Here is a 25,241-nt window from a genome sequence, read left to right as displayed (position 1 = left end):
TACTATTAAAAATGGTATGGAGGTGTTTTTATATGGCAGATCAAGAGAAAGAAGAACAGAAAAATGATCAGATTAAAGAGATGGGAAGCGTCAACCTGGATGAAAATAAAAGCAGCCATCACATCAAGCTGCTGACCATCATCGGTGAGATAGAAGGCCACGAGGCCGTATCTGGTAATACGAAGGCAACAAAGTACGAACATCTGCTGCCGATGCTGGCAGAAGTAGAGGACAGTGAAGAGATAGAAGGAATGCTCATCCTGCTGAATACGCTCGGCGGTGACGTGGAGGCAGGACTGTCTATCGCGGAGATGATTGCGTCACTCAGCAAACCGACCGTGTCACTTGTACTGGGAGGAAGTCATTCTATCGGGGGCCCCCTGGCGGTGTCGGCACAGTATTCATTCATCGTGCCGAGCGGGACGATGATAATCCATCCGGTCCGTTCCAGCGGCATGTTCATCGGGGTGGAGCAAAGCCTGCGGAACATGCTCCGGACACAGGACAGAATCACACGGTTCCTTTCAGATCATTCTAACATTACCCAGGAACGAATTGAGAAGCTGATGCTGAATCCGACAGAACTTGTAAAAGACGTCGGCACGCTGCTCGAGGGAGAAGATGCCGTCAAGGAAGGGCTTATAGACGAAGTCGGCGGCATGAGCCATGCATTGCATAAATTGCACGAAATGATAGACGAGGAGCGGAAGAAAAAGCACGAAAATATGTAATGACAGCCCTTTTTAAAAATGCTATACTATAAATAGTATGTGCCAATAAATAAGGGGGAAATATTATGGCTGTAAAGTCAAAAAAGAGGAAGAATACGCGGCAGACAAAGAAAAAAAACAGCGAACAGAGTTTTGTAAGGGATGAGATCATCATTTGGTCAACACTTGCTGTCAGCATCCTGGTACTGATCAGTAATTTTGGGATGGGCGGATTTGTGGGAGCGGCCATTTCATCATTTCTGATGGATGTATTTGGATGGGCAGCATATGTAATCCCATTTGTCCTGTTTGGATTTGTTGCCTTTATTGTATCCAATAAAGGCAATTTTGCCGCATATATGAAGGCAGTTACGGGGCTGGTACTGCTTGTCCTCGTATGTGTTCTGCTGCACCTGATAGACGGCAGAGGCGGCGATCTGGGGGAGGTTCTTGCGGGAGCGCTCGTGCCGGCCATCGGAACAGCTGGTACATATGTTGTCGATATTATACTGATGATTATCTGTATCGTAATCATAACCGGAAAGTCTGCGCTTAAAGGTGTCAAGAAACAGAGTGACAGAGCGTATGACAAGGCCAGGAGAGATGCGCAGAAGAGACGGGAGCAGGCGGAAGAAAGAAGAGCAGACAGAGATAGGAAGCGCAGCGAGCGCCAGGAGGAGAAGAAACGGACAGCCCATCATGTGGAAGGAGTATCTTTTGATACTACGATTGCCAAAAAATCGCCGGAAGTCAAAGAATTGACAGCGGTGCCGTCCGGCAACCCGCTGCAGGGGAATAAAGAAGAGCCGCAGTTCGTCATCAACCGCGGCGAGATGCCGAAACCGGCAGATCTGCAGGAAGAGCCGCTGCCAGAGACAGAAGAAGAGGCTTTTGCTACGGACAGGCCTGTACATACGGCAGAGAAAGGGAATGACAAGGCCGGCATAGCCGCTGCGGCTGCCAAAGTAGCAGCAAGCGTTGCCGCGGCCGAGGCAAGGCCGAAGAAGGCATATAAGTACCCGCCGGTCTCTCTTCTGTCGAAGGGAAAGAAGAATTCGGGCGAGTCGGATGCGGCGCTGCGCGAGACGGCGATGAAGCTTCAGCAGACGCTTCAGAACTTCGGGGTGAATGTGACGGTTACGAATGTAAGCTGTGGACCTGCTGTTACCCGTTACGAGCTCCAGCCGGAGATGGGTGTGAAGGTGAGCAAGATCGTAGGGCTGGCGGATGACATCAAGCTGAACCTGGCCGCCGCGGATATCAGAATTGAGGCACCGATACCAGGAAAAGCCGCCGTGGGAATCGAGGTTCCGAACAAGGAGAATGCCGCTGTCATGCTGAGGGACCTGCTCGAAACGGCAGAATTTAAAAACAGTACGTCGAAGCTTTCTTTTGCGGCCGGTAAAGACATCGGCGGCAAAGCGGTTGTCACAGATATTGCGAGGATGCCTCATCTGCTCGTGGCCGGTGCTACAGGTTCCGGAAAGTCGGTCTGTATCAATACCCTCATCATGAGCATCCTGTACAAAGCTGCACCGGATGAGGTAAAGCTGATCATGGTGGATCCTAAGGTTGTTGAACTCAGTGTATATAACGGCATTCCCCACCTTATGATTCCGGTGGTCACAGATCCGAAGAAAGCGGCGGGAGCCCTGAACTGGGCTGTTGCTGAGATGGAGCGGCGGTATAAGGCGTTTGCAGAATATAACGTGAGAGATATCAGAGGGTATAACGGCAAAGTTCCTGATATGCCTGAGATAGACGGCAGGAAGCCGGAGAAAATGCCCCAGATAGTTATCATCGTGGACGAGCTGGCTGACCTGATGATGGTTGCGCCGGGAGAAGTGGAAGAGGCCATCTGCCGTCTCGCTCAGCTTGCAAGGGCGGCGGGAATCCATCTAGTCATCGCGACCCAGAGACCGTCTGTCAACGTTATTACAGGGCTGATAAAGGCCAACATGCCTTCCAGGATTGCATTTTCGGTGTCTTCCGGCGTGGATTCCCGGACAATCATAGATATGAACGGCGCCGAGAAGCTGCTCGGCAAAGGGGACATGCTCTTCTATCCCTCCGGGTACCAGAAGCCGGCCAGAGTGCAGGGAGCCTTCGTGTCGGACAAGGAAGTGCAGAGCGTCGTAGAATATCTGAAGGACCGTAACGGAGACGCTGCATACAGTGAAGAGATAGAGCAGCATGTCAATACGAGCGCGGCAGGAGGCTTTACAGGCGCCGGAGCGACGGAAGGGGAGGAACGCGACACGTATTTTGCGGATGCGGGCCGTCTCATTATAGAAAAAGAAAAGGCATCCATCGGCATGCTGCAGCGGACATTCAAAATCGGCTTCAACAGGGCCGCACGCATTATGGATCAGCTGTGCGAAGCAGGCGTCGTAGGGGGAGAAGAAGGTACCAAGCCAAGGAAGATCCTTATGACGGCAGATGAATTTGAACGCTATATGGAAGAGTAAGCTTACAGAATAAAGTGGAAAGGGAATGGTTGACAAATGAAGACAGATATTCAGATTGCACAGGAAGCTAATATGGCACATATCAAAGATGTTGCCGCTAAAGTGGGAATTACAGAAGACGAGCTGGAGTATTACGGAAAGTATAAAGCGAAGCTGTCCGACGACATTTGGGAAAAAGTAAAGGAAAGGCCGGATGGAAAGCTTGTGCTTGTCACCGCGATAAATCCTACGCCGGCCGGAGAAGGAAAGACGACGACGACGGTAGGCCTCGGAGAGGCGATGGACAGGCTCGGTAAGAAGGCGATTATCGCGCTTCGGGAACCGTCTCTTGGACCTTGCTTTGGAATCAAGGGCGGCGCGGCCGGCGGAGGCTATGCCCAGGTCGTGCCGATGGAGGATCTGAATCTGCATTTTACAGGAGATTTCCATGCGATTACTTCCGCCAACAATCTGCTCGCGGCACTTCTGGACAACCATATACAGCAGGGGAATGCGCTTCAGATCGATCCACGGCAGGTAGTGTGGAAGAGGTGTCTTGACATGAACGACAGAAGCCTGCGCAATATCGTGGTCGGGCTCGGTAGCAAGATGGACGGCATGGTAAGGGAAGACCATTTTGTAATTACCGTTGCATCTGAGATTATGGCAATCCTCTGTCTGGCAGATGATATACATGATCTGAAGAACAGGCTTGGAAGGATTATCGTGGCTTACAATTTTGCCGGCGACCCTGTAACTGCTGATGACCTGGAGGCTACAGGCGCCATGACCGCACTTTTGAAAGATGCCATTAAACCAAATCTGATTCAGACACTGGAACATACCCCTGCCCTCGTCCATGGAGGACCCTTTGCGAATATCGCACACGGCTGCAACAGCGTGCGGGCGACGAAGATGGCTCTGAAGCTGAGCGATATCACCATAACAGAGGCAGGCTTTGGTGCTGATCTCGGCGCAGAGAAATTCCTGGATATCAAGTGCAGAAAAGCAGGTTTTAAACCAGATGCGGTTGTTTTGGTTGCAACTGTGCGCGCTTTGAAGTATAATGGTGGAGTTGCGAAAGAGGATTTGTCAAAAGAGAATATAGAAGCCCTGAAGAGGGGAATCGTAAATCTGGAAAAACATATTGAAAACATTCAAAAATATGACATTCCTGTAGTAGTAACCTTGAACTCATTTATATCGGACACGGATGCTGAAAATGAGTTTATCCGAGATTTCTGCGAGCAAAAGGAGTGTGAATTCGCCTTGTCAGAAGTGTGGGAAAAAGGTGGAGAAGGCGGTATCGCACTTGCCGAAAAGGTAATCGATACGCTGGATAATAAGAAGAGCCGGTTCCATACTCTGTATGAGGATACGCTGTCTCTGGAAGAGAAAATCGAGACGATATCGAAAGAAATCTACGGAGCAGGGGGCGTCGTATACGAACCGGCTGCACAAAAGCAGCTTGCGAAGATTACGGCTATGGGATTCGGGAATCTGCCTGTCTGTATGGCGAAGAACCAGTATTCCCTGTCCGACGATGCCAAGAAGCTCGGCCGTCCGACTGATTTTGACATACATATCAGAGAAGTGTATGTCAGTGCAGGAGCAGGATTTGTCGTAGCGCTGACAGGCGCTGTCATGACGATGCCCGGGCTTCCGAAAGTGCCGGCGGCAAACGGCATCGATGTGTCCGCTGAAGGCAATATAGTAGGATTATTTTAAGGAGTTAAGAAGATATGGCCATGTTAATCGACGGGAAAGCAATTTCCGCACAGATAAAGGATGAATTAAGGGAGGAAGCGGCGTATCTGGCTGCAGAGGGCAGGCATGTCTGTCTTGCGGTCATCCAGGTCGGCAGCGACCCGGCATCCTCCATATATGTCGGAAACAAGAAAAAGGCATGTGACTATGTAGGAATCGAATCATTGTCATATGAATTAGAAGAGCATACCTCAGAGCAGGAGCTGCTCTCCCTGATTGACAGGCTGAACAGGGACGATAAGGTAGATGGCATACTCGTACAGCTGCCGTTACCGGGGCATATCGATGAAAATGCGGTTATCCGCGCCATCCATCCTGATAAGGATGTGGACGGCTTTCATCCGGAGAGCGCGGGACGGCTCTGTATCGGCGAAAAAGGGTTTGTACCTTGTACGCCGGCGGGAATCATCCAGCTGCTGAAGCGTTCCGGCATAGAGATAGAAGGGAAGGAGTGTGTCGTTGTCGGCAGGAGCAATATCGTAGGTAAGCCTATGGCTTTGCTGCTGCTGAGGGAAAACGGGACCGTGACGGTGGCGCATTCCAGGACGAGAGATTTGAGGGAAGTGACAAAGAGGGCAGATATACTGGTAGCTGCAGTTGGGAAACCAAAGTATATAACAGCAGAGTATATAAAAGAAGGGGCAGTCGTCATTGATGTCGGAATACACAGGAACGAAGACAATAAGCTGTGCGGAGATGTCGATTTTGACGACGTAAAAGAGAAAGCGGCGGCAATCACACCAGTTCCAGGAGGAGTTGGGCCGATGACAATTGCCATGTTGATGAGCAATTGTGTTGAGGCTGCAAGGAAGTAGGAGGTTAACGTAAAGATGAAATGTAGGTATTGCGGGCACGAAATACCGGAAGGTATGTTATATTGCGAAGCATGTGGAAAGGAAGTCCGCATTGTTCCCGACTATAATCCTTTAGACGATATGCTTACGGCACAGATCAAGGTGTCTATCAATGATGAGGAAGGTGCCTTGTCCGACAGTGATTATGACATGTTTACGGGAGACATGACCGCCAGGGGCAGAAATACGGGCACCGGCCGGAACACGGGCGCAAGGCGGAACACCAATGCAGGGAGGAATACCGGACGAAACCCCGCAGGGCGGAACACCGGACGGAATACGGGCAGAAATACGACAGGCAGGATGATGTCAGAAAAAGAGCAGCGCAGAAGGCAGATGGAGCGGCGGAAAGCCCTCAAACGGAAAAAGCGCAGGAAAGCTCTCATCATCCTGGCTGTGCTTGTCGTTGCTGCTGTGGCGATTGGAATCGTGTGCTATCAGAATTCTTACAAAGGCATCGTGAACAAAGGGTACAGTGCACAAAAAGAGAAAGCATACGAAAAGGCGGAGACCTATTTTAAAAAGGCCATTTCCAAGAAGCCGGAAAAAGCGGACGCTTATACGGGCCTTTCCAAAGTATATATATCCCAGGATGAACTGGACAAGGCAGAAGACGTATTCTTAAATGCCATAGACAAGCAGACGAAAAATGCAGATCTTTACGAAGCCTGTGTGGACTTCTACATGGATACAGACCAGAAGATGCAGATTCCCGTACTTCTCGAGGACGTGGCAGACAACGTGGCGGAAAGGCTGGGCGGATATATCATAGACGGACCCTCTTTCAGCCTGGACGACAAAGAGACCTTTGAAGAAGTGCAGGAACTTACGCTCAAGACTGACGAAGAGGCGGTCTACTATACGACCGACGGAAGCGAGCCTGACACAAAGAGTGAGAAATACAAAGAACCGATCCATCTGGAAGAAGGCGAGAACATCATCACGGCTATCGCTGTAAACAAAGAGGGCGTGCCAAGCCTGCCGGTGAAGAAGACATTTACCGTAGAGCTGCCGGTAGAGGATGCCCCGGCCGTATCCCCGTCCACAGGGCAATACAGCACGGCCATGCAGATAGAGATCAAAGTGCCAGATGGCTACGAAGCCTATTATACGATGGATAAAAGCGAGCCGACTACCGCATCCACAAAGTACGAAGGTCCGATAGACATGCCTCAGGGCGAGACGATATTCAAGGCTGTCCTTGTAAACGGCAAAGGACGTACGAGCGGAGTCACGACAAGAAACTATATGTACGAACCAGAATAAATTGTCAGACAATATAATGAATTTTGAAAGGGGTCAGACCCCCGGCACGCCGGGGGTCTGACCCCTTTCAAAATTTATCAAATTGTACGAAAATAAATGCAAGAATTTCCATTTATGGTATTGCGTTAATTATTTAACAGGACTATAATATACATATATTGATAAATAATTAACAAATAATTCAAAAGGAGATGCGGACAATGAGCAGATTTACATTACCAAGAGACGTTTATCATGGAAAAGGCTGTCTGGAAGAATTGAAGAATCTGAAGGGAAGGAAAGCGATTCTTGTCGTGGGCGGCGGCTCTATGAAGCGCCAGGGATTCCTGGACAAAGCGGTTGGATATCTGAAGGAAGCGGGGATGGAGGTTGAGCTGTTTGAAGGAGTGGAACCAGATCCGTCCGTAGAGACTGTCATGAAAGGCGCGGAGGCTATGCGTAAGTTCGAGCCTGACTGGATCGTATCCATGGGTGGAGGATCGCCAATAGACGCGGCAAAGGCCATGTGGGCTTTTTACGAATATCCAGACACGACCTTCGAGGATCTCTGCATTCCATTCAACTTCCCTGAACTGAGGCAGAAGGCAAAATTCGCGGCGATTCCATCTACATCAGGGACCGCAACTGAGGTTACGGCATTTTCAGTTATCACAAACTATGAAACCGGAGTAAAATATCCCCTTGCTGATTTTAACATTACGCCGGACGTGGCGATTGTCGACCCTGAACTGGTGGAAGGGCTCCCGGTGAAGCAGGTGGCTTATACGGGGATGGACGCGCTGACACATGCGATTGAGGCTTATGTCTCAACCTTGAACTGTGCTTTCACGGATCCTCTTGCACTGCAGGCGATTGAAATGGTACTTGACTATCTGCCTGCCTCCTATCATGGAAATATGACGGCCAGGGAACAGATGCACTATGCACAGTGTCTTGCGGGAATGGCATTTTCAAACGCGCTGCTCGGCATCGTGCACTCTATGGCTCATAAGACGGGGGCGGCATTTTCCACTGGCCATATCACCCACGGATGTGCCAATGCCATGTATCTGCCATATGTGATCAAATATAATGCAAAGGATGCCGCGGCCGCGTCCCGATATGCCGAAATCGCGCGCCGAATGGGGCTTGACGGAACATCTGAGCAAGCGCTGATCAACAGCCTGTGCAAGAAGATAGATGCCATGAATGCAGAGTTCGACATTCCTAAGACACTGAAGGAGTTCGGCATCCTGGAAGACGAGTTTAAGGAAAAGATTGCAAACATATCAGAGCTTGCCGTCGGCGATGCATGTACAGGTTCTAACCCGCGCCCGATTGATCCGGCTGCCATGGAAAAGTTATTTACGTGCATATATGACGGAACAGAAGTCGATTTTTAACATAAATAAATAGAAGACAGGTGCCGTAAAGCGCCTGTTTTTTAGTGAGGATATTTGTCACCCAGGCAAATAAGCCACTTGATATTTCGTAATATATGCATTATTATGGAATAAGTATTAAATATTAGGAGGAAACGAGATGTACAAGATATTAAAAGCCGAAAATCCGGCTGATAAGATTTATCTTATGGACGTAGAAGCGCCGCGTATCGCAAGGCATTGCGAGCCGGGCCAGTTTGTCATCGTGAAAATGGATGAAAAAGGGGAGAGGATCCCACTTACGATATGTGACTATGACAAGGAAGCCGGAACAATCACGATCGTATTCCAGACAGTAGGCGCGTCCACGGAAAAGATGGCCGGACTGAAAGCAGGAGATTCTTTCAGAGATTTCACAGGCCCTCTCGGCTGCCCGTCTGATTTCATACATGAGGACATCGAGAGCCTGAAAAATAAAAAGATGCTGTTTGTTGGCGGAGGTGTCGGCGCGGCCCCTGTGTACCCTCAGATAAAATGGCTCCATGAGCACGGAGTGGATGTGGATGTCATCGTAGGATCCAAAACAAAAGACATGCTCATCCTCGAAGACGAGATGAAGGCTGTGGCAGGCAACTACTATTCTTGTACGGATGACGGTACATACGGCCATGCAGGCATGGTCACGACAAAGATCGAGAAGCTGGTAGAAGAAGGGAACAAATATGATGTCTGCGTGGCAATCGGCCCTATGATCATGATGAAGTTCGTCTGTCTGCTGACGAAGAAGCTCGGCATTCCGACCATCGTCAGCATGAACCCGATAATGGTAGACGGAACCGGAATGTGCGGAGCATGCCGCCTCCATGTGGGAGAAGACATAAAGTTTGCATGTGTTGACGGTCCGGAATTTGACGGACATCTCGTCAATTTTGATGAGGCGATGAAGAGACAGCAGATGTACAAGACACAGGAAGGTCGAGCGCTGCTGAAATTACGAGAAGGCGACACCCATCACGGCGGATGTGGCAACTGCGGAGGTGACAACTAATGGCTGATGTATTGAAGAAAGTTCCTGTCAGAGAACAGGAGGCAAAGGTAAGAGCGACTAACTTTGAGGAAGTCTGCTACGGATATGATAAAGAAGAGGCGATGGAAGAGGCAGTCCGCTGCCTGAACTGCAAGAATGCGAAATGCATCCAGGGCTGCCCTGTCGCAATCGATATACCTGGATTTATTTCAAAAGTAAAAGAAGGGGATATCGAAGGAGCGTATAAGGTGATAGGAGAGTCCTCGGCGCTTCCGGCTATCTGCGGACGCGTATGTCCTCAGGAATCCCAGTGTGAATGCAAATGCATCCGCGGGATTAAGGGGGAACCCGTCTCCATCGGAAAACTGGAGCGTTTTGTGGCCGATTATGCTCTGGAGCATGATATCAAGCCTCAGAAGGCGGAAAAGACGAACGGCCATAAGGTTGCCGTTATCGGTTCCGGCCCGTCAGGGCTTACGTGTGCCGGCGACCTGGCAAAGATGGGATATGACGTGACCGTATTTGAAGCGCTTCATGAGCTTGGCGGCGTCCTTGTGTACGGTATACCTGAATTCCGTCTTCCGAAAGAGAAGGTAGTTAAGAAAGAGATTGAAAAGGTAAAAGAGCTTGGAGTTAAGTTTGAGACTAATGTCGTAATTGGCAAGTCCACTACGATTGACCAGCTCATGGAAGAAGAAAAATTCGAGGCTGTGTTTATCGGTTCAGGTGCAGGCCTTCCGATGTTCATGGGAATTCCGGGTGAGACTGCGAACGGAGTATTCTCTGCCAATGAATACCTGACAAGAAGCAACCTGATGAAGGCGTTCGATGACAGCTATGACACGCCGATTGCAGCCGGCAGGAAAGTTGCAGTCGTAGGCGGTGGCAACGTGGCGATGGACGCGGCTAGGACAGCCCTCCGTCTCGGCGCTGAAGTACACATCGTATACAGGAGAAGCGAAGCCGAGCTTCCGGCCAGAGTGGAGGAGGTACATCACGCGATGGAGGAAGGGATCATCTTTAACCTCCTAACGAATCCAAAGGAAATCCTCGTTGATGAAAACGGATGGGTATGCGGCATGAGGGTAATCAAGATGGAACTGGGCGAGCCTGATGCTTCAGGAAGAAGACGTCCCGTGGAGATTCCGGGATCTGAGTATGAGATAGAGCTTGACACTGTCATCATGTCACTTGGAACCTCTCCGAATCCGCTGATTGCATCCACAACAAAAGGGCTGGAGACTAACAGGAGAAAATGCATCGTGGCAGAAGAAGAGAACGGCCAGACAACAAAGGCATGCGTATATGCCGGCGGAGATGCCGTTACAGGCGCAGCGACGGTAATCCTTGCAATGGGAGCCGGTAAAGCAGGCGCGAAAGGAATCCATGAGCTGCTGAGCAACAAATAAATACAAAACACCGTTATGACGTATAAGGGACCGCTGCCTGAATAAGGCGCCGCGGTCCTTTTTTACGCCACATTTTCTTCTTGAATTTTACCCTATACCGCTGCCGGTGAATATGGTATGATTATGTGGAAAATTACAATTAAGAAAGAAGGTTTAATATATATGACAATATTTTGGGGCCTGATGATTCCTTTTATCGGCACGACCGCAGGAGCGGCGTGCGTTCTGTTCATGCGAAGAGAGCTGAAGCCGTTGATTCAGAAAGCGCTGCTCGGATTTGCGGCCGGCGTCATGGTCGCTGCTTCTGTATGGTCGCTGCTCATACCAGCCATGGACATGTCCGAAGCCATGGGCAGATTTGCATTCGTACCGGCGGCCGTGGGATTCGTCATCGGTATCGCATTTCTGCTTCTTCTGGACAGGGCTATCCCTCATCTGCACATCGGGTGCGACGAGACGGAAGGGCCAAAGTGTACACTGAAGAAATCCACCATGCTCGTGCTTGCGGTCACCATACATAATATACCGGAAGGTATATCAAGTGGTGCCGTGTTTGCCGGGCTGCTGACCCACAACACCAATGTCACGGTGGCGGGGGCCTTTGCGCTGTCTATCGGAATCGCGATACAGAATCTGCCGGAGGGCTTCATCGTATCGCTGCCGATTCGAAGCGAAGGCAACGGAAGAGGAAAGGCGTTCCTGTACGGTACGATGTCAGGAATCGTGGAACCGATAGCAGGGGGAATCACCGTTCTCCTGGCGGCCTACATCACGCCGATACTGCCCTATCTGCTGGCGTTCGCGGCCGGAGCCATGATCTATGTCGTGGTGGAAGAGCTGATTCCCGAATCGGCAGAAGGAAGCCACAGCAATATAGGCACTATCGGATTTGCATTAGGGTTCGTGCTTATGATGGTTCTCGATGTGGCTCTTGGCTGATACGACAGAGATAATCGTGCCACAGGTATGTGATATACGGAAGAAGGGAAATGAAGTACATGCATATTACGATACTTGCAGTTGGAAAAGTGAAGGAAAGATTTTACCGGCAGGCGGTCGATGAATTTAAGAAGCGTCTTGGCCGCTACTGCAGACTGGACATTATCGAGGTCCAGGATGAAAAGACGCCGGATAAGGCGGGAGAGGCGCTTGAGTGCCAGATTAAAGAGAAGGAAGCTATGCGCCTGCTGAAGCACATCAAAGAAACAGACTATGTGATTACGCTGGAGATTGATGGGGAGCAGCCAGATTCCGCCGTCCTGTCCCGCAAGCTTGGCAGGCTCGGGATTGACGGGACGAGCAGCATCACGTTTGTCATAGGAGGTTCTCTTGGCCTTCATGAGGCTGTTACAAAACGTTCTGATTACAAGCTGAGCTTCTCCAATATGACATTCCCGCACCAGCTGATGCGCGTCATATTGCTGGAGCAGATATACCGAAGCTATCGGATTATGAACGGTGAGCCATATCATAAGTAGATATGTTTTGCAAATTAAAGAATAAATGATAATATACAGACAAAAAGGATTTAGAACGGGTAAGATGCCATACCGCTAAAAATGTTGCGGGGAAGCGGATGGACAGTAGCGTCTATCCGCTTCCCTGCTGTTACGGGATTCTGCGTTTAAGAACAAATCGGTTTCGCCCGCCTTTTTTGGACTCATACAGGGCGGCGTCCGCCTCTGAATAGGAGACATCAAACGTAAGGCCGCCGCATGGATAGACCGCGCCTACACTGACAGAGACAGCGGTGCCCGGATTGGCGTATTCGATGTTCAGGGAGCTTGTTATATCAAGCAGCCTGCTTTCTGCGGCATCTGTGGAAGATATTCCGGTCAGGAAGAGGATGAATTCGTCACCACCCAACCTTCCGCACACATCACGCGTATCTGCCATCGAAGACAGGACTTTCCCAATATCGCCGAGCACCCGGTCCCCAAACTGATGTCCGTAAGCGTCGTTGATTTCTTTGAAGTGGTCTACGTCCAGCATAGCAAGCATTGAGCGGGAGCCGGCGTCCTTATCCGCCAGGCCGGCAGTAATTTTCTTGACGGCTGTCCCCCTGTTGAAGAGCGTGGTGAGAGAGTCGATTTCAATCTGATTCTTCAGACGGATACGCTTCTGTATCTTCTCATCTATGTCCTGGACAAGGATAAATGCGCGGACATCTTCAGTATAAGGATCGGATATGAGCTGTACCGTTCCTGACGCCCAGAAAATAGCGCCTCCGTCCCTTTTACGGCGGTATTCGATATAATCCGTCTTCGTGCCGGAATAATATGCGGACAGAAGTCTGTCGCGGCTGTAGAACCGCAAGTATTTTTCCTGATCTTCTTCATACACACAGTGTTCAAAATAGTAGCTGACAGCTTCCGTAAAGCTTTGAATATGCCTTGGAAGCGTGTTCAAAAGGCTGTCTTCGCTGCCGGCATACAGATTCTTTGTCAGATTATATTCATAATAGCCAAGGCTGTTGGCTTTCTGCTGCTCGAAGAATCGGCTCCATTTCTCGTAGGCAAACGACTTTTCCCGCTGTGATGTCACATCTTTATAGGAAAGGATAGCGCGTTCCGGGCTGCCACATTTATCAAAAATCAGACGGTATTTTATCTCATACCAGCCGAAAGCACCCCCATCCCTGCCGGCCATCTGTATCGTGCATCGGCCTTCAGGATTCCCTCTATTCATTGAGTCAAACAACTGCATATAATCCCTTATGCTGTCGCCTTCAATCTGGCCTGCGGCGATTATGCTGTAAGGTACATTTTCCAGCCGTTTTGGCCTTTCATATTCGCCATCGTCGTAAGGATGTTCCAGAACATGTGTCTTTACATCATAGATGTCCATATAGTTATCTGTCGACAGGAATGCAATCCGGTTCTGCTCTTCACTGATTCGCAGCTCTTCCTCCGCTTTCTTGCGGTCGGAGATGTCAAGCAGCACGCAGTTGAGACAGTAATCACTGCCCGCCTTGTCGATATATCCCTTGACGAGCACCCATCCGGTACTGTGGTCTCTCATAATTACCCGGTGCTCTATCTCAAAGGTAGGGCTATCCATAAGTTCCAGACAGCGCGCCACCTTATGCCGGACCGTCTCGAAGTCATCCGGGTGGATAATGAACTTCTCATCCGTGAAGCCGGCCGCCGCCGCGTCTGCAGACGTGTACCCATATATGTCATAATAGATTTCATTGGCCTGCAGTATCGTGAATACATTATCCGCAGCTACACGGCAGATTCCGCATGGAAGCAGGCGGAATATCCGGTCCCAGATAGTCTCGTCAGTCTTGATAAAAGATAAGAGTATATGTCCGGTATTTTTCAGGTAAATGACAGCACCGCACAGCGGCACCGGCATGCCGCCAGTGGTACGGCATCTGAATTCAATGGAAAAGCTGCTGCTTTCAGCAACAGCTTTCTCGATTACCGTAATCACGGAATCTTTGTCCTCTTCATAGACGAGGCCGACAAACAATGCATTATCCTGCAGCAGCGATTCCTCCGTGTCATAGCCAAGAACAGAGGGGAGGTTCCCTTTGGCCGACAGGATAGGGTATCCCGGTGCGTTTCTGCAGCATAGTGCACCTGCGTTGAATGTTTCTTCAAATAATTGAATCAGAATATCTTTACTTATCCTTTCTTGTTCCGTCAGTTTCTGCATCATATTTTTTACAACCATTTTATGTTCTCCCAGAGGTTTTGTAGTGAAAGCTGATAGCCATGCTACAGCTTTGAAGCTGTATCATGCATAATTATATTGGTATATTAATATATTCCGAATACGCCTGTATGACACAGGCAGTACTACGTATCATGCTGTAAATAAATGGAACACCGCATGTCGATTTTCAACTGGCTATATAGAGGGTGCTGATGTATAATAAAGTCATATGTTTGCGTCAGCTTACGAGAGAACACACGCCTTGCACTGTTATTGTTGGCTTTTTGCGGCGTTAATGTCTGTCGGCGTACGTCCGCCCCGTTCCGCTGCCTTGTAAACTGACGCTGGCAGGAGGGATTGGATGGAGTTTATACGTATGGACATGGTATTTAATGTTTTGACAGTTTTAGAGATTATTAGTGTTGAATTTATAGCTATCTGGACACTTTCCCGCAAGAAGCACAGCCTGTTCTTGTCATTGGGGCTATATGTGGCCATCACACTGCTGCTGATGCTTTTTATGGTATTTGTAGCAGTGAGGCTGCCGGACTACGGCAATGGCAATGGCCGTCTGATGGTTTTGGGAGTGCTGTATTTTATCCCGGCGCTCGTAAACTATGCAGGCGATGTCAAAAGCAGGATCATAATCGCGTTTTATTCATTCTCGTACGGACTTGCCGGATTTGCCATGGCAGTCAGAATCGGCTACCTGTTTGACGAGAGTTATCTTGCCGGGACGGTCCTTGCGGCCCAGACACTGCTGTATGCACTGACATTTCCGATGTACCTCCGCTTTTCTAAACATCAGTTTATCAGCTATATACAGAAGGCGGGAAAGAGACAGAAAAATCTGCTCATACGCTATACGATTGTCAGCTTCCTCTTGATTATCGCCTACAATAATACGATGGTAATGGATGTCTCCATGCTCAGAAAGCTGTTCGTCTATATGCTCCTCCTTTGTTTTATCATCCTATCATATAGCCTGTGCGTATCTTACCTGAGGGCGGATGACGACAATCAGGAACTGAGCGAGCTTACAAGGATTGACCGTCTTACGCAGCTTGGAAACCGCATCGCGCTGAGAAGCAGTCTGGATATGATGGCATCGGAGAAAGGGACATTTTACCTTATTTTTCTGGATCTGGATGATTTCAAATCTATCAATGACCGTTATGGGCACGCGTCTGGAGACCGCTATCTGCGGGCATTTTCAGATATGCTGAGGGAGTGTTCCGAAGAAGAGGATCAGTTTTTCAGATTTGCAGGTGATGAGTTCATCGGCCTGACCTGTGATGCCATGCTTTATAAAAAGATAGAAGAGCTGAATACGGGCAAGGTCAGGATAGATGAAATGGATTTTCTCGGAGTATCTGTAGGTATGGCCAAATATCCGGATGAGGCTGAGAGCATCTCTGAACTGCTGGAACTTTCAGACAAGCGTATGTATGAATTCAAGAGGGATAGGGATTGAGCCTTAAGCCTTGGGACGGAGCTCTTGTACAGATTGTGCAGGGCTCTTTTTTTATGGCGACGGAATCTCATTTATCCGTGGTCATACAAGAGCCGCATATGGTATTTTATATATTTAAGGATTTTTTAATAGTCTATCCGCTATACTGTACCCAGCAGGCAGCAAAGTACAGCAGCTGCCAAGTAAATGGAAAGGGAACGGATTATGATACGAAACATACTAAAAAGGGATATGAAACGAAGAAAAAGCGTAAATCTAATACTTTTTCTATTCATAATGATAGCAACGATATTTCTGGCCAGCAGCGTCAACAATATACTCGTCGTGACGTCTTCTGTCGAATATTACATGGATTATGCCAATGTGCCGGATATCAATCTCGTCATAACCGGCGACAGCGAGAAAGAAACGTTAGAGGAGTGGATTGGCGATAAAGGGCCGGGCGTCGAGGAATATGATTATAATACGCTGCTTACGCTCATAAAAAAGAATATCACCTTTAGGAAAGACGGAGGTGACGAACAGCCAGATCTCAACGGCGGCGTGTATCTTGGTACGACGGATGCCCGCTACTGCAAAGTCTATGACCGGAACGGCAAAGAATTTGCGCTGGCAGACGACGAAGCCGCGTTAAGCACGTCCGTCATGGAAAGCAGCGGTCTGAAGGAAGGAGACCGTATCACTGTAAACGTCGGTGGCGAAAGCAGGGAATACCGGATAAAAGTACAGACGAAGGATGCGGCTTTCGGCAGCGAGATGGTGGGCATGACCAGGATCCTCGTCAATCCGGAGGAATATTCACGCTTTGCAGACAAGAACGAAGGTGAAATGATCGGTCTGTACTATATAGACACGTCCGAAGTGAACCAGTTTATAAAAGAACTGAACAGGCAGAATTTTTCCACGGTTATAAATACAGTTACGAAAGATACGTATTCTCTGGCCTATTCGTTCGATATGATCATGGCGGCTCTGCTCATCCTGATTGGAATCTGCTTGATTCTGATTGCTCTTCTTGTGCTGCGCTTTACCATCGTTTTTACCATTGAGGAGGATTACAGGGAGATTGGAATCATGAAGGCGATTGGATTGAAAGAATTTGCAATCCAAAAAATATATCTGACAAAATATGCCGCTCTCGTCTGCGGCGGCGCTCTGGTTGGTTTTGCAGCCAGCGTTCCGGTCAGCAGGCAGATGGTGGCTGGCGTAAGCAAAAATATGATAATGGAAGACAGCAGCGCCAACATAGGCATAAACCTGCTCTGTACGACCGCTGTCGTATTCTTCGTGCTGCTGTTCTGCTATAGCTGTACGAGAAGAATGAATAAGATATCGGCCATCTCAGCCATACGGGGAGGCCATACGGGAGAACGCTTCGGCCGGATAAGGGGGCTCACCCTTCATCGGAGGAAAAGGCTTCCTGTTCCGATGTACCTCGCAATGAACGATATGGTCCGGCAGACGAAAAGATACTTTATATTGATGGCAGCCTTCTGTCTGAGCTTTATACTGATAACAATCCCGCTTAATACGCTGAATACGATGCGGAGCACAGAGATGGCCGGAAAATTTGCTATCAATCCGGAAAGTGCTGCATATGTTGAAGACATCGAGCGGCAGGGAGGAAGCAGCATTAAGACTGGCCACGAGCTGGAAAAAAACATGAAGCGGGTGGAGGATGAATTGGCGGAAAAAGGATATCAGGCTTCGCTCACCGGCATTCCCATCTATTTCTTCTCTTTTAAAGAGAAGGAGAACGGGACGCAGAGCAAAATCATGACAATCCAGCCGCTTGGCGGAAACGCGGACTATATGACGTATCAGCAAGGTGAAGCTCCCTTGCTGCCGGACGAGATTGCATTTTCAGAGAAAATTCTGGAGGAAAATGGATGGGAGATTGGAGACAGGGTAGAGACCGGAATGGAAGGCAGAACAAGAAACCTTATCATAACTGGAACCTATTCCGATTATATGCAGATGGGGAAAAGTGCCCGCTTAAACCCTGAGATAGATCTGAGGGATGAGCCTATGTTCGATTGCTGGAACATCATGGTAGATATGGAGACGGACCAATCACAGGAAGAGACGGCCGGAGAACTTAAAAGTGCACTTCCTGCCTATGGGTGGCTAACTGCCCAGGAATTCGTTGACGGCAATGTGGGAGGAATTCAGAAATCCCTGCAGGATCTGGTGATACCGATGACCGGAATGCTGTGCGGGGTAATCATGTTGATCACCCTGCTGATGGAAAGGCTTTTTATCGTGAGAGAAAAAGGAGAGATTGCCATGATGAAAAGCATCGGATTCAGAAATGGCAGCATAAAAGTGTGGCAGGTGCTCCGCATGACAGGAGTCGCACTTGTCTCCATGGCGGCGGCCGTCCCGCTGTCTCTTGTCAGCAACCGGTGGGTGCTCAAGCCGATATTTGCAATTATGGGTGCGGATGTAGATATACAGGTCGTATCGTGGCAGGTATACGGCGTGTATCCGGGCATCCTTTTGGCGGGCATTGTCGCTGCAGCCTATCTTGCGGCAGGCAAGATAAAGAAAATAGACATACGGGAATTAAATCATCTGGAATAGGAGGAGAGATAGAATGAGAGCATTGAACGTCAGTAACTTGTGCAAAACATATATAATCGATAAGCGCCATATTAATGTGCTCAGAAACGTGAATCTGGACATAGAAGAAGGGGAAATGGTAGGCATCATGGGCCCGTCCGGCTCAGGGAAGACGACACTGCTTTATACGGTCAGCGGCATGGACAGCGCGACCGCAGGAAGAGTGGTATTCTTCGGCCGGAATCTGTCGGATCTGCAGGCCGGCGAGATGAGCGACATCAGGCTGAATGAGATGGGCTTTGTATTCCAGCAGATGTATATGCTGAAAAATCTGTCTATATATGATAATATTGTATTGCCGGCTTACCAGTCGCCGGAAGGAAGAAGTAAAAAGGGCAGGGAGCGTATCGATGACTATGCGAAGATACTGCTTAAGAAGCTCTGCATCAGCGAGATAGCCGGAAACGACATCAACGAGGTGTCCGGGGGGCAGCTTCAGCGGGCATGCATCTGCCGCAGCCTCATCAATCATCCGAAAATCATATTTGCCGATGAGCCGACCGGTTCTCTGAACAAGCAGAATTCTAACGAAGTAATGGAAGAGCTGAACCGGATCCATGCAGAAGGAACAAGCATTCTGCTCGTGACGCATGACATGAAAGTCGCGTCCAGATGCAGCAGGGTCCTGTATATCGAAGATGGCAATATAAGGGATGAGATAGCGCTCGGCAGCTGGAACGGGGCCAAAGATGCAAGACAGAGAGAACGAATACTGAATGACTGGCTTATTAAACTGGGATGGTAAGCAAAATATGGCTGATATATTACTAGTAGAAGATAACGATGAACTGGCCGGGCTGCTGCGGGAGCTTCTCGTGGACAGCGGATATTCCGTCGTGCATGCGGCCAGTGGGGAAGAGGCGCTCCGGTATGCCGAACAGGGGAGCGTGCGCCTCATGATTCTGGACATCATGCTGCCCGGCATGGATGGCTTTGCCGTATGCCGGGCAGTCAGGGCGGTGCAGAACGTGCCGATTCTTATCATGAGCGCGAAATCCGACAAGCAGGACAAGCTTATGGGTTATGAACTGGGAGCGGACGATTATATGGAGAAGCCTGTGGAGCCAGAGATACTGACCGCCAAGGTAAATGCGATACTGAAGCGTACGGAAGGCCGTCAGGAAGCGGCGCTCATATCTTCCGGAGCGATTACAGTCGATCAGAAGGCACGGACGGCATCTCTGAAGAACAGGCCGTTGGAACTGAATATAAAGGAGTATGAACTTCTTCTCCTGTTCGTCCGGAATCCGGGCAAAACGCTCCGAAAAGAATATATATTCGGGAAGGTTTGGGGGGCAGACAGTTTCAGCGAGAGCCAGACACTGACGGTTCACGTCAAAATGCTGCGGGCCAAGATTGAAGAATGCCCCAGAGAGCCGAAGCGGATCGTGACGGTCTGGGGAGTGGGTTACAGATATGAAGAAATATAATGCCGTGATTCTGGCTGCAGTCCTTATCTATCTATTTTCAGCCGTTACAGCAGGAATTGGAATATACAGTACAGCTGCGGTGCGGAGCGCTGAGTATAAAATTGAAATAAACAAGATATATGGTGCCCTGCAGGAGGGGGTTTTGCTGCAAGATGTTGACCTGTCATCTTTCCGGCACGTAAAAGAAGTCTCTTATCTGCCGGAACACCAGCTTAAGGAAGAAAAGAAGTCGACCGCTTTTTATGAGGAGAAGAACGAGCTCGGAATCCAGGTTGTTCCCCTGTTTAAAGATGGTGTCCTAAAAGGATTCCTGAGGTTCGATTATGAAAAACCGCCTTTTCAGGCGGAAAAGATTTTTCTGCTGACGGAGGTGTCTCTCGGTATCATGGGGGCTGCTCTCATTTTCGTTCTGTTCTATCTGAAATCACGGCTGATAGGGCCTTTCCTCCGCCTGAAAAAATGCCGTATGAACTGGCGAACGGCCACCTGTCCGGGGAAGTGACAGAAGAGAAAAGCCGGTTCTTCGGTGATTTCGTATTGGGCATGAGCCAGTTGAGGGATGCTTTGTCATACGCCAGGAAAAGGCGTCTGGAACTCGAGAAGGAGAAGAAGACGATGCTGCTGTCGCTTTCGCATGACATCAAGACGCCGCTGCATACGATACGGCTATACGGGAAGGCACTGGAAGAAAATCTGTACGGCGATGGACCCCAGAGGATACATGCGGCACATCAGATTGGTGAGAAGGCGGCGGAAATCGAACGTTATGTGGAAGAAATCATGAAAAATTCCAGAGAAGATATCCTGGACATCCAGATAAAGGAAGGCGAATTCTATCAAAAGGACCTGATGGACAGGGTATTGGACACGTATTGGGAGAAATGCAGAATCCGCATGGTGGATTTGAACGTTGGGGCATATGACAATCTTCTGCTGAAAGGGGATTTGGAACGAGCCCTGGAAGTATTCGGGAATCTTTTTGAAAATGCTTTCAAATACGGGGACGGAAGAAGGATTGAAATTTCTTTTTTTGAAGAAGACTACTGCCATCTCATACGGATTTACAGTACCGGCAAACCAGTGACGGACAACGAATTCAATCATATCTTCGAGAGCTTTTTCCGTGGGGCCAACAGCAGGGGAATGGAGGGCAACGGACTGGGTCTGTATATTTGCCGTGAGATTATGCGGAAGATGGACGGTGAAATATTTGCCCAGAAGGACGAAGACGGCATGGCATTTGTATTAGTATTCCGCTAGGCAGAGACAGAAATGTCAGGCTGATTCCAGATATTACATGTTGCCGAAGCTTCTTTTTATGGTAGGATATAAATCGTAACAAATGTGTAATATATTTGTAACAATTATATAGACCAGAAGGAGGAGAAGATGAAATACAGAATTTTCATTACATTGGCTGCAGTTGCAGTCACAGCAAGTATGGCAGTGCCGGCAGTATCACATGCGGCAGAAGGGAACAGACCTGTAAGAAAAGGATATGTAATTGTCGGGAGTGGCAGCGGTGTCAGCGTAAATGAGATTACGGATGACCAGCTGAAGCAGAAGCTTAACATAGAAGAAATTATTAATAAACTTTGTCCTGGCATTAATGGCGGCGGACAAAACAGGCCGGACAACAAGCCCGACACCGATGTTCCAGAGACTCCGGATATGCCGGATGTTCCGAGTACGCCGGATGTGCCAGATACAGATGAGCCGGATACAGATAAGCCTAAGCCAGACCAGCCGGACAACAAGCCGGGTCAGGATGACAGCAGCAATAATACATTTGCAGAACAGGTGGTAACGCTTGTCAATGCAGAGAGGGCGAAGGAAGGACTTCCGGCGCTGAAGATGGCTGAAGATGTTTCAAGAGCAGCGCTCGTACGAGCGAAAGAAACTGAAATCTCTTTCTCACATACAAGACCGGACGGCAGAGGATTCAATACCGCACTTACAGAACAAGGAGTAAAATTCCGCGGTGCCGGTGAGAATATCGCATGGGGCCAGAAGACTCCGGAAGAGGTGATGAAAGGCTGGATGAATAGTCCGGGCCACAGGGCAAACATAATGAATTCCAGATACACGACTATCGGCGTGGGACACTACCAGAACCAAAAGGGAACGAATTACTGGACCCAGTTGTTTACTTACTAAGATGCATATGGATAGACAAAGTTACAGGGAGATGCAGCTGCATCTCCCTGTAGTTCTTTTGGAAGCTGGCAAAGTGCACATCTCCCGCATTTACCCTAACCACAATATTCTTCCAGCAGCGATTCAAATATGTGGATATGTATCTCTTCATCCCGGATAATGCGTTTCAGGCATTCTACGATATGTGTGTCCTTTATCTTCCGGCATTGTTCTTCATATTTCTGGACTGCTTTTTTCTCACCATTCAACGAGTTGATAAGCAGAGGGCGGATTTCTATCGGATAATTATTGTAGGCCGGTGTCCAGTATGCCATCTGGTTTCCGCGGTAAGTCCAGAGGCGGGGGTTCTCGCCCATCATCCTTGCAATCTGACCGAATATTTCCAGATGGTGCATTTCCACGATGCTGATCTTGTGAAAAATCTTAGATAAGCGCTCGTCTTCATCAATGAGCAGATTGTTGTAGAGGTACAGACTTACGGCAGACATTTCTGAGTTCTGGCCTCCCATATTATCGAGCATCATTCTACCGTAGGCTCTGTTGCGTTCACAGATACGGACCGGAGGATACGGACCGGAAGCGGCGTAAGACGGTTCTTTCGGCACCTGGGGCCTGGCATCGTTACATTCGCATTCGCAGTTACGGTTTACATCATTATTCATATCATACACTCCTTTTACTTTAAGGCTCCTGACTAAACAATCTATGAATAAAAAGCGAAATATATACGGATATTTGAAGAATTCAAGAGGTGTAATGTGGCAAAAAGCCCTGCTTAGTGGTATGATTAACCGATGTAGAGGAACTTACGTAGGAAAGGTGGATGAGGAACGATATATGAAGAAAGGTTTATCGAAAAGACCGGCATTCAAGTTCAGGTGGAGATACATACTAGCCGCGACAGTCCTGTTTGCCGCATACGTCATCGCTGGGACGGTTCTGTCCTACGCGATGCAGCCGGGCGTGAGCCGGGAATATAAGCAGATGTTTGATCCCAAGGACTGCTATTCGGACGAGGTATCGTGTGACAGGGCATGCGTGATAGAAGACAATGAACAGGCGCTGGAGGAACGGCTTAGGATGATTGGCCAGGCGAAGAAGCGGATTATTTTGTCTACGTTTGACTTTCATGCAGACAAAAGCGGTAAAGATATGATAGCCGCATTGATGGATGCGGCGAAACGGGGCGTTGACGTTAAGATACTTGTGGACGGCTTTTCGGCGCTGCAGCAGATGGACGGCAATGAGTACTTCTATGCCCTTTCGACTACAGGCAATGTGGAAATCAGGGTATACAATAGAATCAACCTGCTCATGCCGTGGAAAAGTATGGGACGCCTTCATGACAAATATGTCATTGCAGATGACGGACTGTATCTGCTTGGCGGACGTAATACGTATGATTATTTTCTCGGTGACAGCGGTTACAGGAATTATGACAGAGATGTGCTCGTATACAGCCGCTCTCCCCAGGACAAGGGAAGCTCTGTCCACGAGCTGGAAGAATATTTTGAATCCGTATGGAATCTGGATGATTGCAGAGTGTTTCACGCCAGTCCCGGTGCCGTTTCCAACGGGGAAGTATCAAGAGCAGAGAAGGAGCTCGAACAGCGGTACAGCGATATGTTGAAAAAATATCCTGTGATTAATGAGAAAGCGGACTATGAAGGGATGACATTCGAAGTGAACAGGATTACGCTGCTGTCCAATCCTGTCCACGTATATTCCAAAGAGCCCCGGGTATTCTATTCGCTTACAGAGCTTATGAAGGACACAGAAGAAGATATATCGATCCATACCCCGTATATCATCTGCAACGACTGGATGTATGCGTCTCTGAAAACGGTATGTGCCGGAAGCAAAAAAGCTGCACTGATGACGAATTCGGTCGCCAACAACGGAAATCCTTTTGGGGCTTCTGACTATAAGCTGAATAAAGGGAAGCTGCTGGAAACGGGGATTACGGTATACGAATATGAAGGCGGCGTGTCCTATCACGGAAAAAGTATTACGATAGGAGATGATATTTCAATTGTCGGTTCCTTCAATATGGATATGCGGAGCGCCTATCTGGACACAGAACTCATGCTTGTTATCGACAGCGAAGGTGTAAACAGCCAGCTGAAGGGGTATATGAGGGAGTATGAGGCAGAGTCGGTCAAAGTGCTGGATGAAGATACGTACGACATACCGGAAGGGGTCACAAGACAGGATATCAGCAGCAAAAGGGAGTTCAGGGTCAAAGTCCTGACATTGTTCAACTGGCTGCGTTTTCTCATGTGATAGTTTTGACTGTCAGACATGCGGGACTGGGGATATGGAAGAAAGGAGGGCTTATGAAGAAAAAAGTACGAAAGACGGTGGCAATTATTGCGCTTGTGATTGTGGTCCTGGCAGCGGCGGCAGTCTTATACCTGACAGTCAGGGAGTACCGTCCTGAGGCGGTGGAAAAGCTGGAACCGTCAGAGGGGACAGGGGAGCTGAAGGCTGGAGAATCATTTGCCATACTGACATACAATACAGGTTATGCCGGCCTTGGCAAAGAGGAGGACTTCTTTATGGACGGTGGTAAAAAGGTGATGCCAGACAGCCGGGAAGTCGTGGAACATAATCTGGAGGGAATATCATCCATTCTAGAAGAGCAGAATGCTGACATATATTTTCTGCAGGGAGTAGATTTGGATTCAAAGAGGTCTTACCATGCAATCTGAAACGCTGCATGCTGGAGACAAGAATCCCTCTGGACGATACGGTCAGAGAGCTCGTGCTTATCAACTTCCACCTGGAAGCTTACGACAGCGGGGAAGGACGATATGCCGGAAGGGTTTTCCTTTGCCGTCTCAGACAATGTCCCTACATGTCGCCTGTTAAATGCGCCGTACAGCGGCAATTATGATGATTCCCAAGTATATGTCATCGATGGATTTATCGTGTCGGACAATATCAGGGTAACTGCGCTTAAGAACATAGATGTGGAGTTTGAATACACGGACCATCAGCCGGTCCTTATGGAAGCGGTGCTGATTCAGTAGAGAATGACAAGTACAGAAAANA

Annotated in this window: 22 protein-coding genes; 20 read left to right on the top strand and 2 right to left on the bottom strand. The window is 48.8% G+C overall.

What is annotated here, in order from left to right:
• Positions 1 to 32 precede the first annotated feature (32 nt).
• The 10 genes from HMPREF0980_RS05235 to rlmH all read left to right on the top strand — a co-directional run bounded on the left by HMPREF0980_RS05235 (position 33) and on the right by rlmH (position 12,319).
• Complete coding sequence (locus tag HMPREF0980_RS05235) at positions 33 to 731, top strand: ClpP family protease (RefSeq protein WP_049728037.1); 699 nt, start codon at positions 33 to 35, stop codon at positions 729 to 731.
• Positions 732 to 796: 65 nt separating this feature from the next.
• Positions 797 to 3,178, top strand: a complete 2,382-nt coding sequence (locus tag HMPREF0980_RS05230) for an FtsK/SpoIIIE family DNA translocase (RefSeq protein ID WP_049728036.1) — start codon at positions 797 to 799, stop codon at positions 3,176 to 3,178.
• Between the two features lie 36 nt (positions 3,179 to 3,214).
• Positions 3,215 to 4,885 carry a formate--tetrahydrofolate ligase gene (locus HMPREF0980_RS05225; RefSeq protein WP_049728035.1) on the top strand — a complete coding sequence of 557 codons (1,671 nt, stop codon included), beginning with the start codon at positions 3,215 to 3,217 and terminating at the stop codon, positions 4,883 to 4,885.
• A 14-nt stretch (positions 4,886 to 4,899) separates the two neighbouring features.
• Positions 4,900 to 5,739, top strand: a complete 840-nt coding sequence (gene folD, locus HMPREF0980_RS05220; protein ID WP_049728034.1) for a bifunctional methylenetetrahydrofolate dehydrogenase/methenyltetrahydrofolate cyclohydrolase FolD — start codon at positions 4,900 to 4,902, stop codon at positions 5,737 to 5,739.
• 15 nt (positions 5,740 to 5,754) lie between these two features.
• Entirely contained in the window at positions 5,755 to 7,044 is a 1,290-nt protein-coding gene (locus HMPREF0980_RS05215) for a chitobiase/beta-hexosaminidase C-terminal domain-containing protein (RefSeq protein WP_049728033.1), read from the top strand.
• A 200-nt stretch (positions 7,045 to 7,244) separates the two neighbouring features.
• Positions 7,245 to 8,426, top strand: a complete 1,182-nt coding sequence (locus HMPREF0980_RS05210; RefSeq protein WP_049728032.1) for an iron-containing alcohol dehydrogenase — start codon at positions 7,245 to 7,247, stop codon at positions 8,424 to 8,426.
• A 139-nt stretch (positions 8,427 to 8,565) separates the two neighbouring features.
• The gene (locus tag HMPREF0980_RS05205; protein ID WP_049728031.1) at positions 8,566 to 9,453 is read left to right on the top strand and encodes a sulfide/dihydroorotate dehydrogenase-like FAD/NAD-binding protein; all 888 of its coding nucleotides are present in this window, start codon (positions 8,566 to 8,568) and stop codon (positions 9,451 to 9,453) included.
• Entirely contained in the window at positions 9,453 to 10,841 is a 1,389-nt protein-coding gene (gltA, locus tag HMPREF0980_RS05200; protein WP_049728030.1) for an NADPH-dependent glutamate synthase, read from the top strand. Before HMPREF0980_RS05205 ends, gltA begins: the two co-directional genes overlap by 1 nt.
• A 162-nt stretch (positions 10,842 to 11,003) precedes the next feature.
• Positions 11,004 to 11,780, top strand: a complete 777-nt coding sequence (locus tag HMPREF0980_RS05195; RefSeq protein WP_049728346.1) for a ZIP family metal transporter — start codon at positions 11,004 to 11,006, stop codon at positions 11,778 to 11,780.
• 59 nt (positions 11,781 to 11,839) lie between these two features.
• Positions 11,840 to 12,319 carry a 23S rRNA (pseudouridine(1915)-N(3))-methyltransferase RlmH gene (gene rlmH / locus HMPREF0980_RS05190; RefSeq protein ID WP_049728345.1) on the top strand — a complete coding sequence of 160 codons (480 nt, stop codon included), beginning with the start codon at positions 11,840 to 11,842 and terminating at the stop codon, positions 12,317 to 12,319.
• Between the two features lie 130 nt (positions 12,320 to 12,449).
• Here the strand turns inward: rlmH and HMPREF0980_RS05185 are convergent, their stop codons facing one another.
• Complete coding sequence (locus HMPREF0980_RS05185) at positions 12,450 to 14,522, bottom strand: sensor domain-containing diguanylate cyclase (RefSeq protein ID WP_049728029.1); 2,073 nt, start codon at positions 14,520 to 14,522, stop codon at positions 12,450 to 12,452.
• A 343-nt stretch (positions 14,523 to 14,865) separates the two neighbouring features.
• Between HMPREF0980_RS05185 and HMPREF0980_RS05180 the strand changes: the two genes are divergently transcribed.
• From HMPREF0980_RS05180 to HMPREF0980_RS05155, 7 genes are all read left to right on the top strand, one after another.
• Positions 14,866 to 15,978: a GGDEF domain-containing protein gene (locus tag HMPREF0980_RS05180; protein WP_049728028.1), complete on the top strand. Its 1,113-nt coding sequence runs from the start codon at positions 14,866 to 14,868 to the stop codon at positions 15,976 to 15,978.
• A gap of 204 nt (positions 15,979 to 16,182) precedes the next feature.
• Positions 16,183 to 18,561, top strand: a complete 2,379-nt coding sequence (locus HMPREF0980_RS05175) for an ABC transporter permease (RefSeq protein WP_049728344.1) — start codon at positions 16,183 to 16,185, stop codon at positions 18,559 to 18,561.
• 13 nt (positions 18,562 to 18,574) lie between these two features.
• Positions 18,575 to 19,345, top strand: coding sequence for an ABC transporter ATP-binding protein (locus tag HMPREF0980_RS05170; protein WP_049728027.1), 771 nt, complete (start codon positions 18,575 to 18,577; stop codon positions 19,343 to 19,345).
• Between the two features lie 7 nt (positions 19,346 to 19,352).
• Entirely contained in the window at positions 19,353 to 20,030 is a 678-nt protein-coding gene (locus tag HMPREF0980_RS05165) for a response regulator transcription factor (protein ID WP_049728026.1), read from the top strand.
• Positions 20,017 to 20,532 carry a hypothetical protein gene (locus HMPREF0980_RS19400; RefSeq protein ID WP_242847338.1) on the top strand — a complete coding sequence of 172 codons (516 nt, stop codon included), beginning with the start codon at positions 20,017 to 20,019 and terminating at the stop codon, positions 20,530 to 20,532. The genes HMPREF0980_RS05165 and HMPREF0980_RS19400 overlap by 14 nt, the downstream gene beginning before the upstream one ends.
• Positions 20,490 to 21,290 (top strand): sensor histidine kinase, encoded by an 801-nt coding sequence (locus HMPREF0980_RS19395; protein ID WP_242847337.1) that lies wholly within the window; start codon positions 20,490 to 20,492, stop codon positions 21,288 to 21,290. The genes HMPREF0980_RS19400 and HMPREF0980_RS19395 overlap by 43 nt, the downstream gene beginning before the upstream one ends.
• A gap of 129 nt (positions 21,291 to 21,419) precedes the next feature.
• Positions 21,420 to 22,187, top strand: a complete 768-nt coding sequence (locus HMPREF0980_RS05155) for a CAP domain-containing protein (RefSeq protein ID WP_049728025.1) — start codon at positions 21,420 to 21,422, stop codon at positions 22,185 to 22,187.
• A gap of 95 nt (positions 22,188 to 22,282) precedes the next feature.
• On the opposite strand, the gene HMPREF0980_RS05150 is transcribed toward HMPREF0980_RS05155, so the two are convergent.
• Positions 22,283 to 22,849, bottom strand: coding sequence for a ferritin-like domain-containing protein (locus tag HMPREF0980_RS05150; RefSeq protein WP_147629778.1), 567 nt, complete (start codon positions 22,847 to 22,849; stop codon positions 22,283 to 22,285).
• A 175-nt stretch (positions 22,850 to 23,024) separates the two neighbouring features.
• Here HMPREF0980_RS05150 and HMPREF0980_RS05145 point away from each other — a divergent pair, with 175 nt between their 5' ends.
• The 3 genes from HMPREF0980_RS05145 to HMPREF0980_RS20010 all read left to right on the top strand — a co-directional run bounded on the left by HMPREF0980_RS05145 (position 23,025) and on the right by HMPREF0980_RS20010 (position 25,219).
• Complete coding sequence (locus tag HMPREF0980_RS05145; RefSeq protein ID WP_049728024.1) at positions 23,025 to 24,470, top strand: phospholipase D family protein; 1,446 nt, start codon at positions 23,025 to 23,027, stop codon at positions 24,468 to 24,470.
• A 53-nt stretch (positions 24,471 to 24,523) separates the two neighbouring features.
• Positions 24,524 to 24,898: a hypothetical protein gene (locus HMPREF0980_RS20015; protein WP_049728023.1), complete on the top strand. Its 375-nt coding sequence runs from the start codon at positions 24,524 to 24,526 to the stop codon at positions 24,896 to 24,898.
• Positions 24,899 to 25,000: 102 nt separating this feature from the next.
• The gene (locus HMPREF0980_RS20010) at positions 25,001 to 25,219 is read left to right on the top strand and encodes a hypothetical protein (RefSeq protein ID WP_049728022.1); all 219 of its coding nucleotides are present in this window, start codon (positions 25,001 to 25,003) and stop codon (positions 25,217 to 25,219) included.
• The last annotated feature ends 22 nt before the right edge of the window (positions 25,220 to 25,241 follow it).

This window comes from Dorea sp. D27 (genome assembly GCF_001185345.1).
Classification (GTDB): Bacteria; Bacillota; Clostridia; order Lachnospirales; family Lachnospiraceae; genus Extibacter.
Note: the sequence above shows the minus strand (reverse complement) of the source record. Positions and strands in the feature narration are given on the sequence as shown.

Coding starts and splice junctions, on each gene's coding strand:
- HMPREF0980_RS05235 (WP_049728037.1), top strand. CDS start 33: ATGGCAGATCAAGAGAAAGAAGAACAGAAAAATGATCAGATTAAAGAG.
- HMPREF0980_RS05230 (WP_049728036.1), top strand. CDS start 797: ATGGCTGTAAAGTCAAAAAAGAGGAAGAATACGCGGCAGACAAAGAAA.
- HMPREF0980_RS05225 (WP_049728035.1), top strand. CDS start 3,215: ATGAAGACAGATATTCAGATTGCACAGGAAGCTAATATGGCACATATC.
- folD (WP_049728034.1), top strand. CDS start 4,900: ATGGCCATGTTAATCGACGGGAAAGCAATTTCCGCACAGATAAAGGAT.
- HMPREF0980_RS05215 (WP_049728033.1), top strand. CDS start 5,755: ATGAAATGTAGGTATTGCGGGCACGAAATACCGGAAGGTATGTTATAT.
- HMPREF0980_RS05210 (WP_049728032.1), top strand. CDS start 7,245: ATGAGCAGATTTACATTACCAAGAGACGTTTATCATGGAAAAGGCTGT.
- HMPREF0980_RS05205 (WP_049728031.1), top strand. CDS start 8,566: ATGTACAAGATATTAAAAGCCGAAAATCCGGCTGATAAGATTTATCTT.
- gltA (WP_049728030.1), top strand. CDS start 9,453: ATGGCTGATGTATTGAAGAAAGTTCCTGTCAGAGAACAGGAGGCAAAG.
- HMPREF0980_RS05195 (WP_049728346.1), top strand. CDS start 11,004: ATGACAATATTTTGGGGCCTGATGATTCCTTTTATCGGCACGACCGCA.
- rlmH (WP_049728345.1), top strand. CDS start 11,840: ATGCATATTACGATACTTGCAGTTGGAAAAGTGAAGGAAAGATTTTAC.
- HMPREF0980_RS05185 (WP_049728029.1), bottom strand. CDS start 14,522: ATGGTTGTAAAAAATATGATGCAGAAACTGACGGAACAAGAAAGGATA.
- HMPREF0980_RS05180 (WP_049728028.1), top strand. CDS start 14,866: ATGGAGTTTATACGTATGGACATGGTATTTAATGTTTTGACAGTTTTA.
- HMPREF0980_RS05175 (WP_049728344.1), top strand. CDS start 16,183: ATGATACGAAACATACTAAAAAGGGATATGAAACGAAGAAAAAGCGTA.
- HMPREF0980_RS05170 (WP_049728027.1), top strand. CDS start 18,575: ATGAGAGCATTGAACGTCAGTAACTTGTGCAAAACATATATAATCGAT.
- HMPREF0980_RS05165 (WP_049728026.1), top strand. CDS start 19,353: ATGGCTGATATATTACTAGTAGAAGATAACGATGAACTGGCCGGGCTG.
- HMPREF0980_RS19400 (WP_242847338.1), top strand. CDS start 20,017: ATGAAGAAATATAATGCCGTGATTCTGGCTGCAGTCCTTATCTATCTA.
- HMPREF0980_RS19395 (WP_242847337.1), top strand. CDS start 20,490: ATGCCGTATGAACTGGCGAACGGCCACCTGTCCGGGGAAGTGACAGAA.
- HMPREF0980_RS05155 (WP_049728025.1), top strand. CDS start 21,420: ATGAAATACAGAATTTTCATTACATTGGCTGCAGTTGCAGTCACAGCA.
- HMPREF0980_RS05150 (WP_147629778.1), bottom strand. CDS start 22,849: ATGAATAATGATGTAAACCGTAACTGCGAATGCGAATGTAACGATGCC.
- HMPREF0980_RS05145 (WP_049728024.1), top strand. CDS start 23,025: ATGAAGAAAGGTTTATCGAAAAGACCGGCATTCAAGTTCAGGTGGAGA.
- HMPREF0980_RS20015 (WP_049728023.1), top strand. CDS start 24,524: ATGAAGAAAAAAGTACGAAAGACGGTGGCAATTATTGCGCTTGTGATT.
- HMPREF0980_RS20010 (WP_049728022.1), top strand. CDS start 25,001: ATGCCGGAAGGGTTTTCCTTTGCCGTCTCAGACAATGTCCCTACATGT.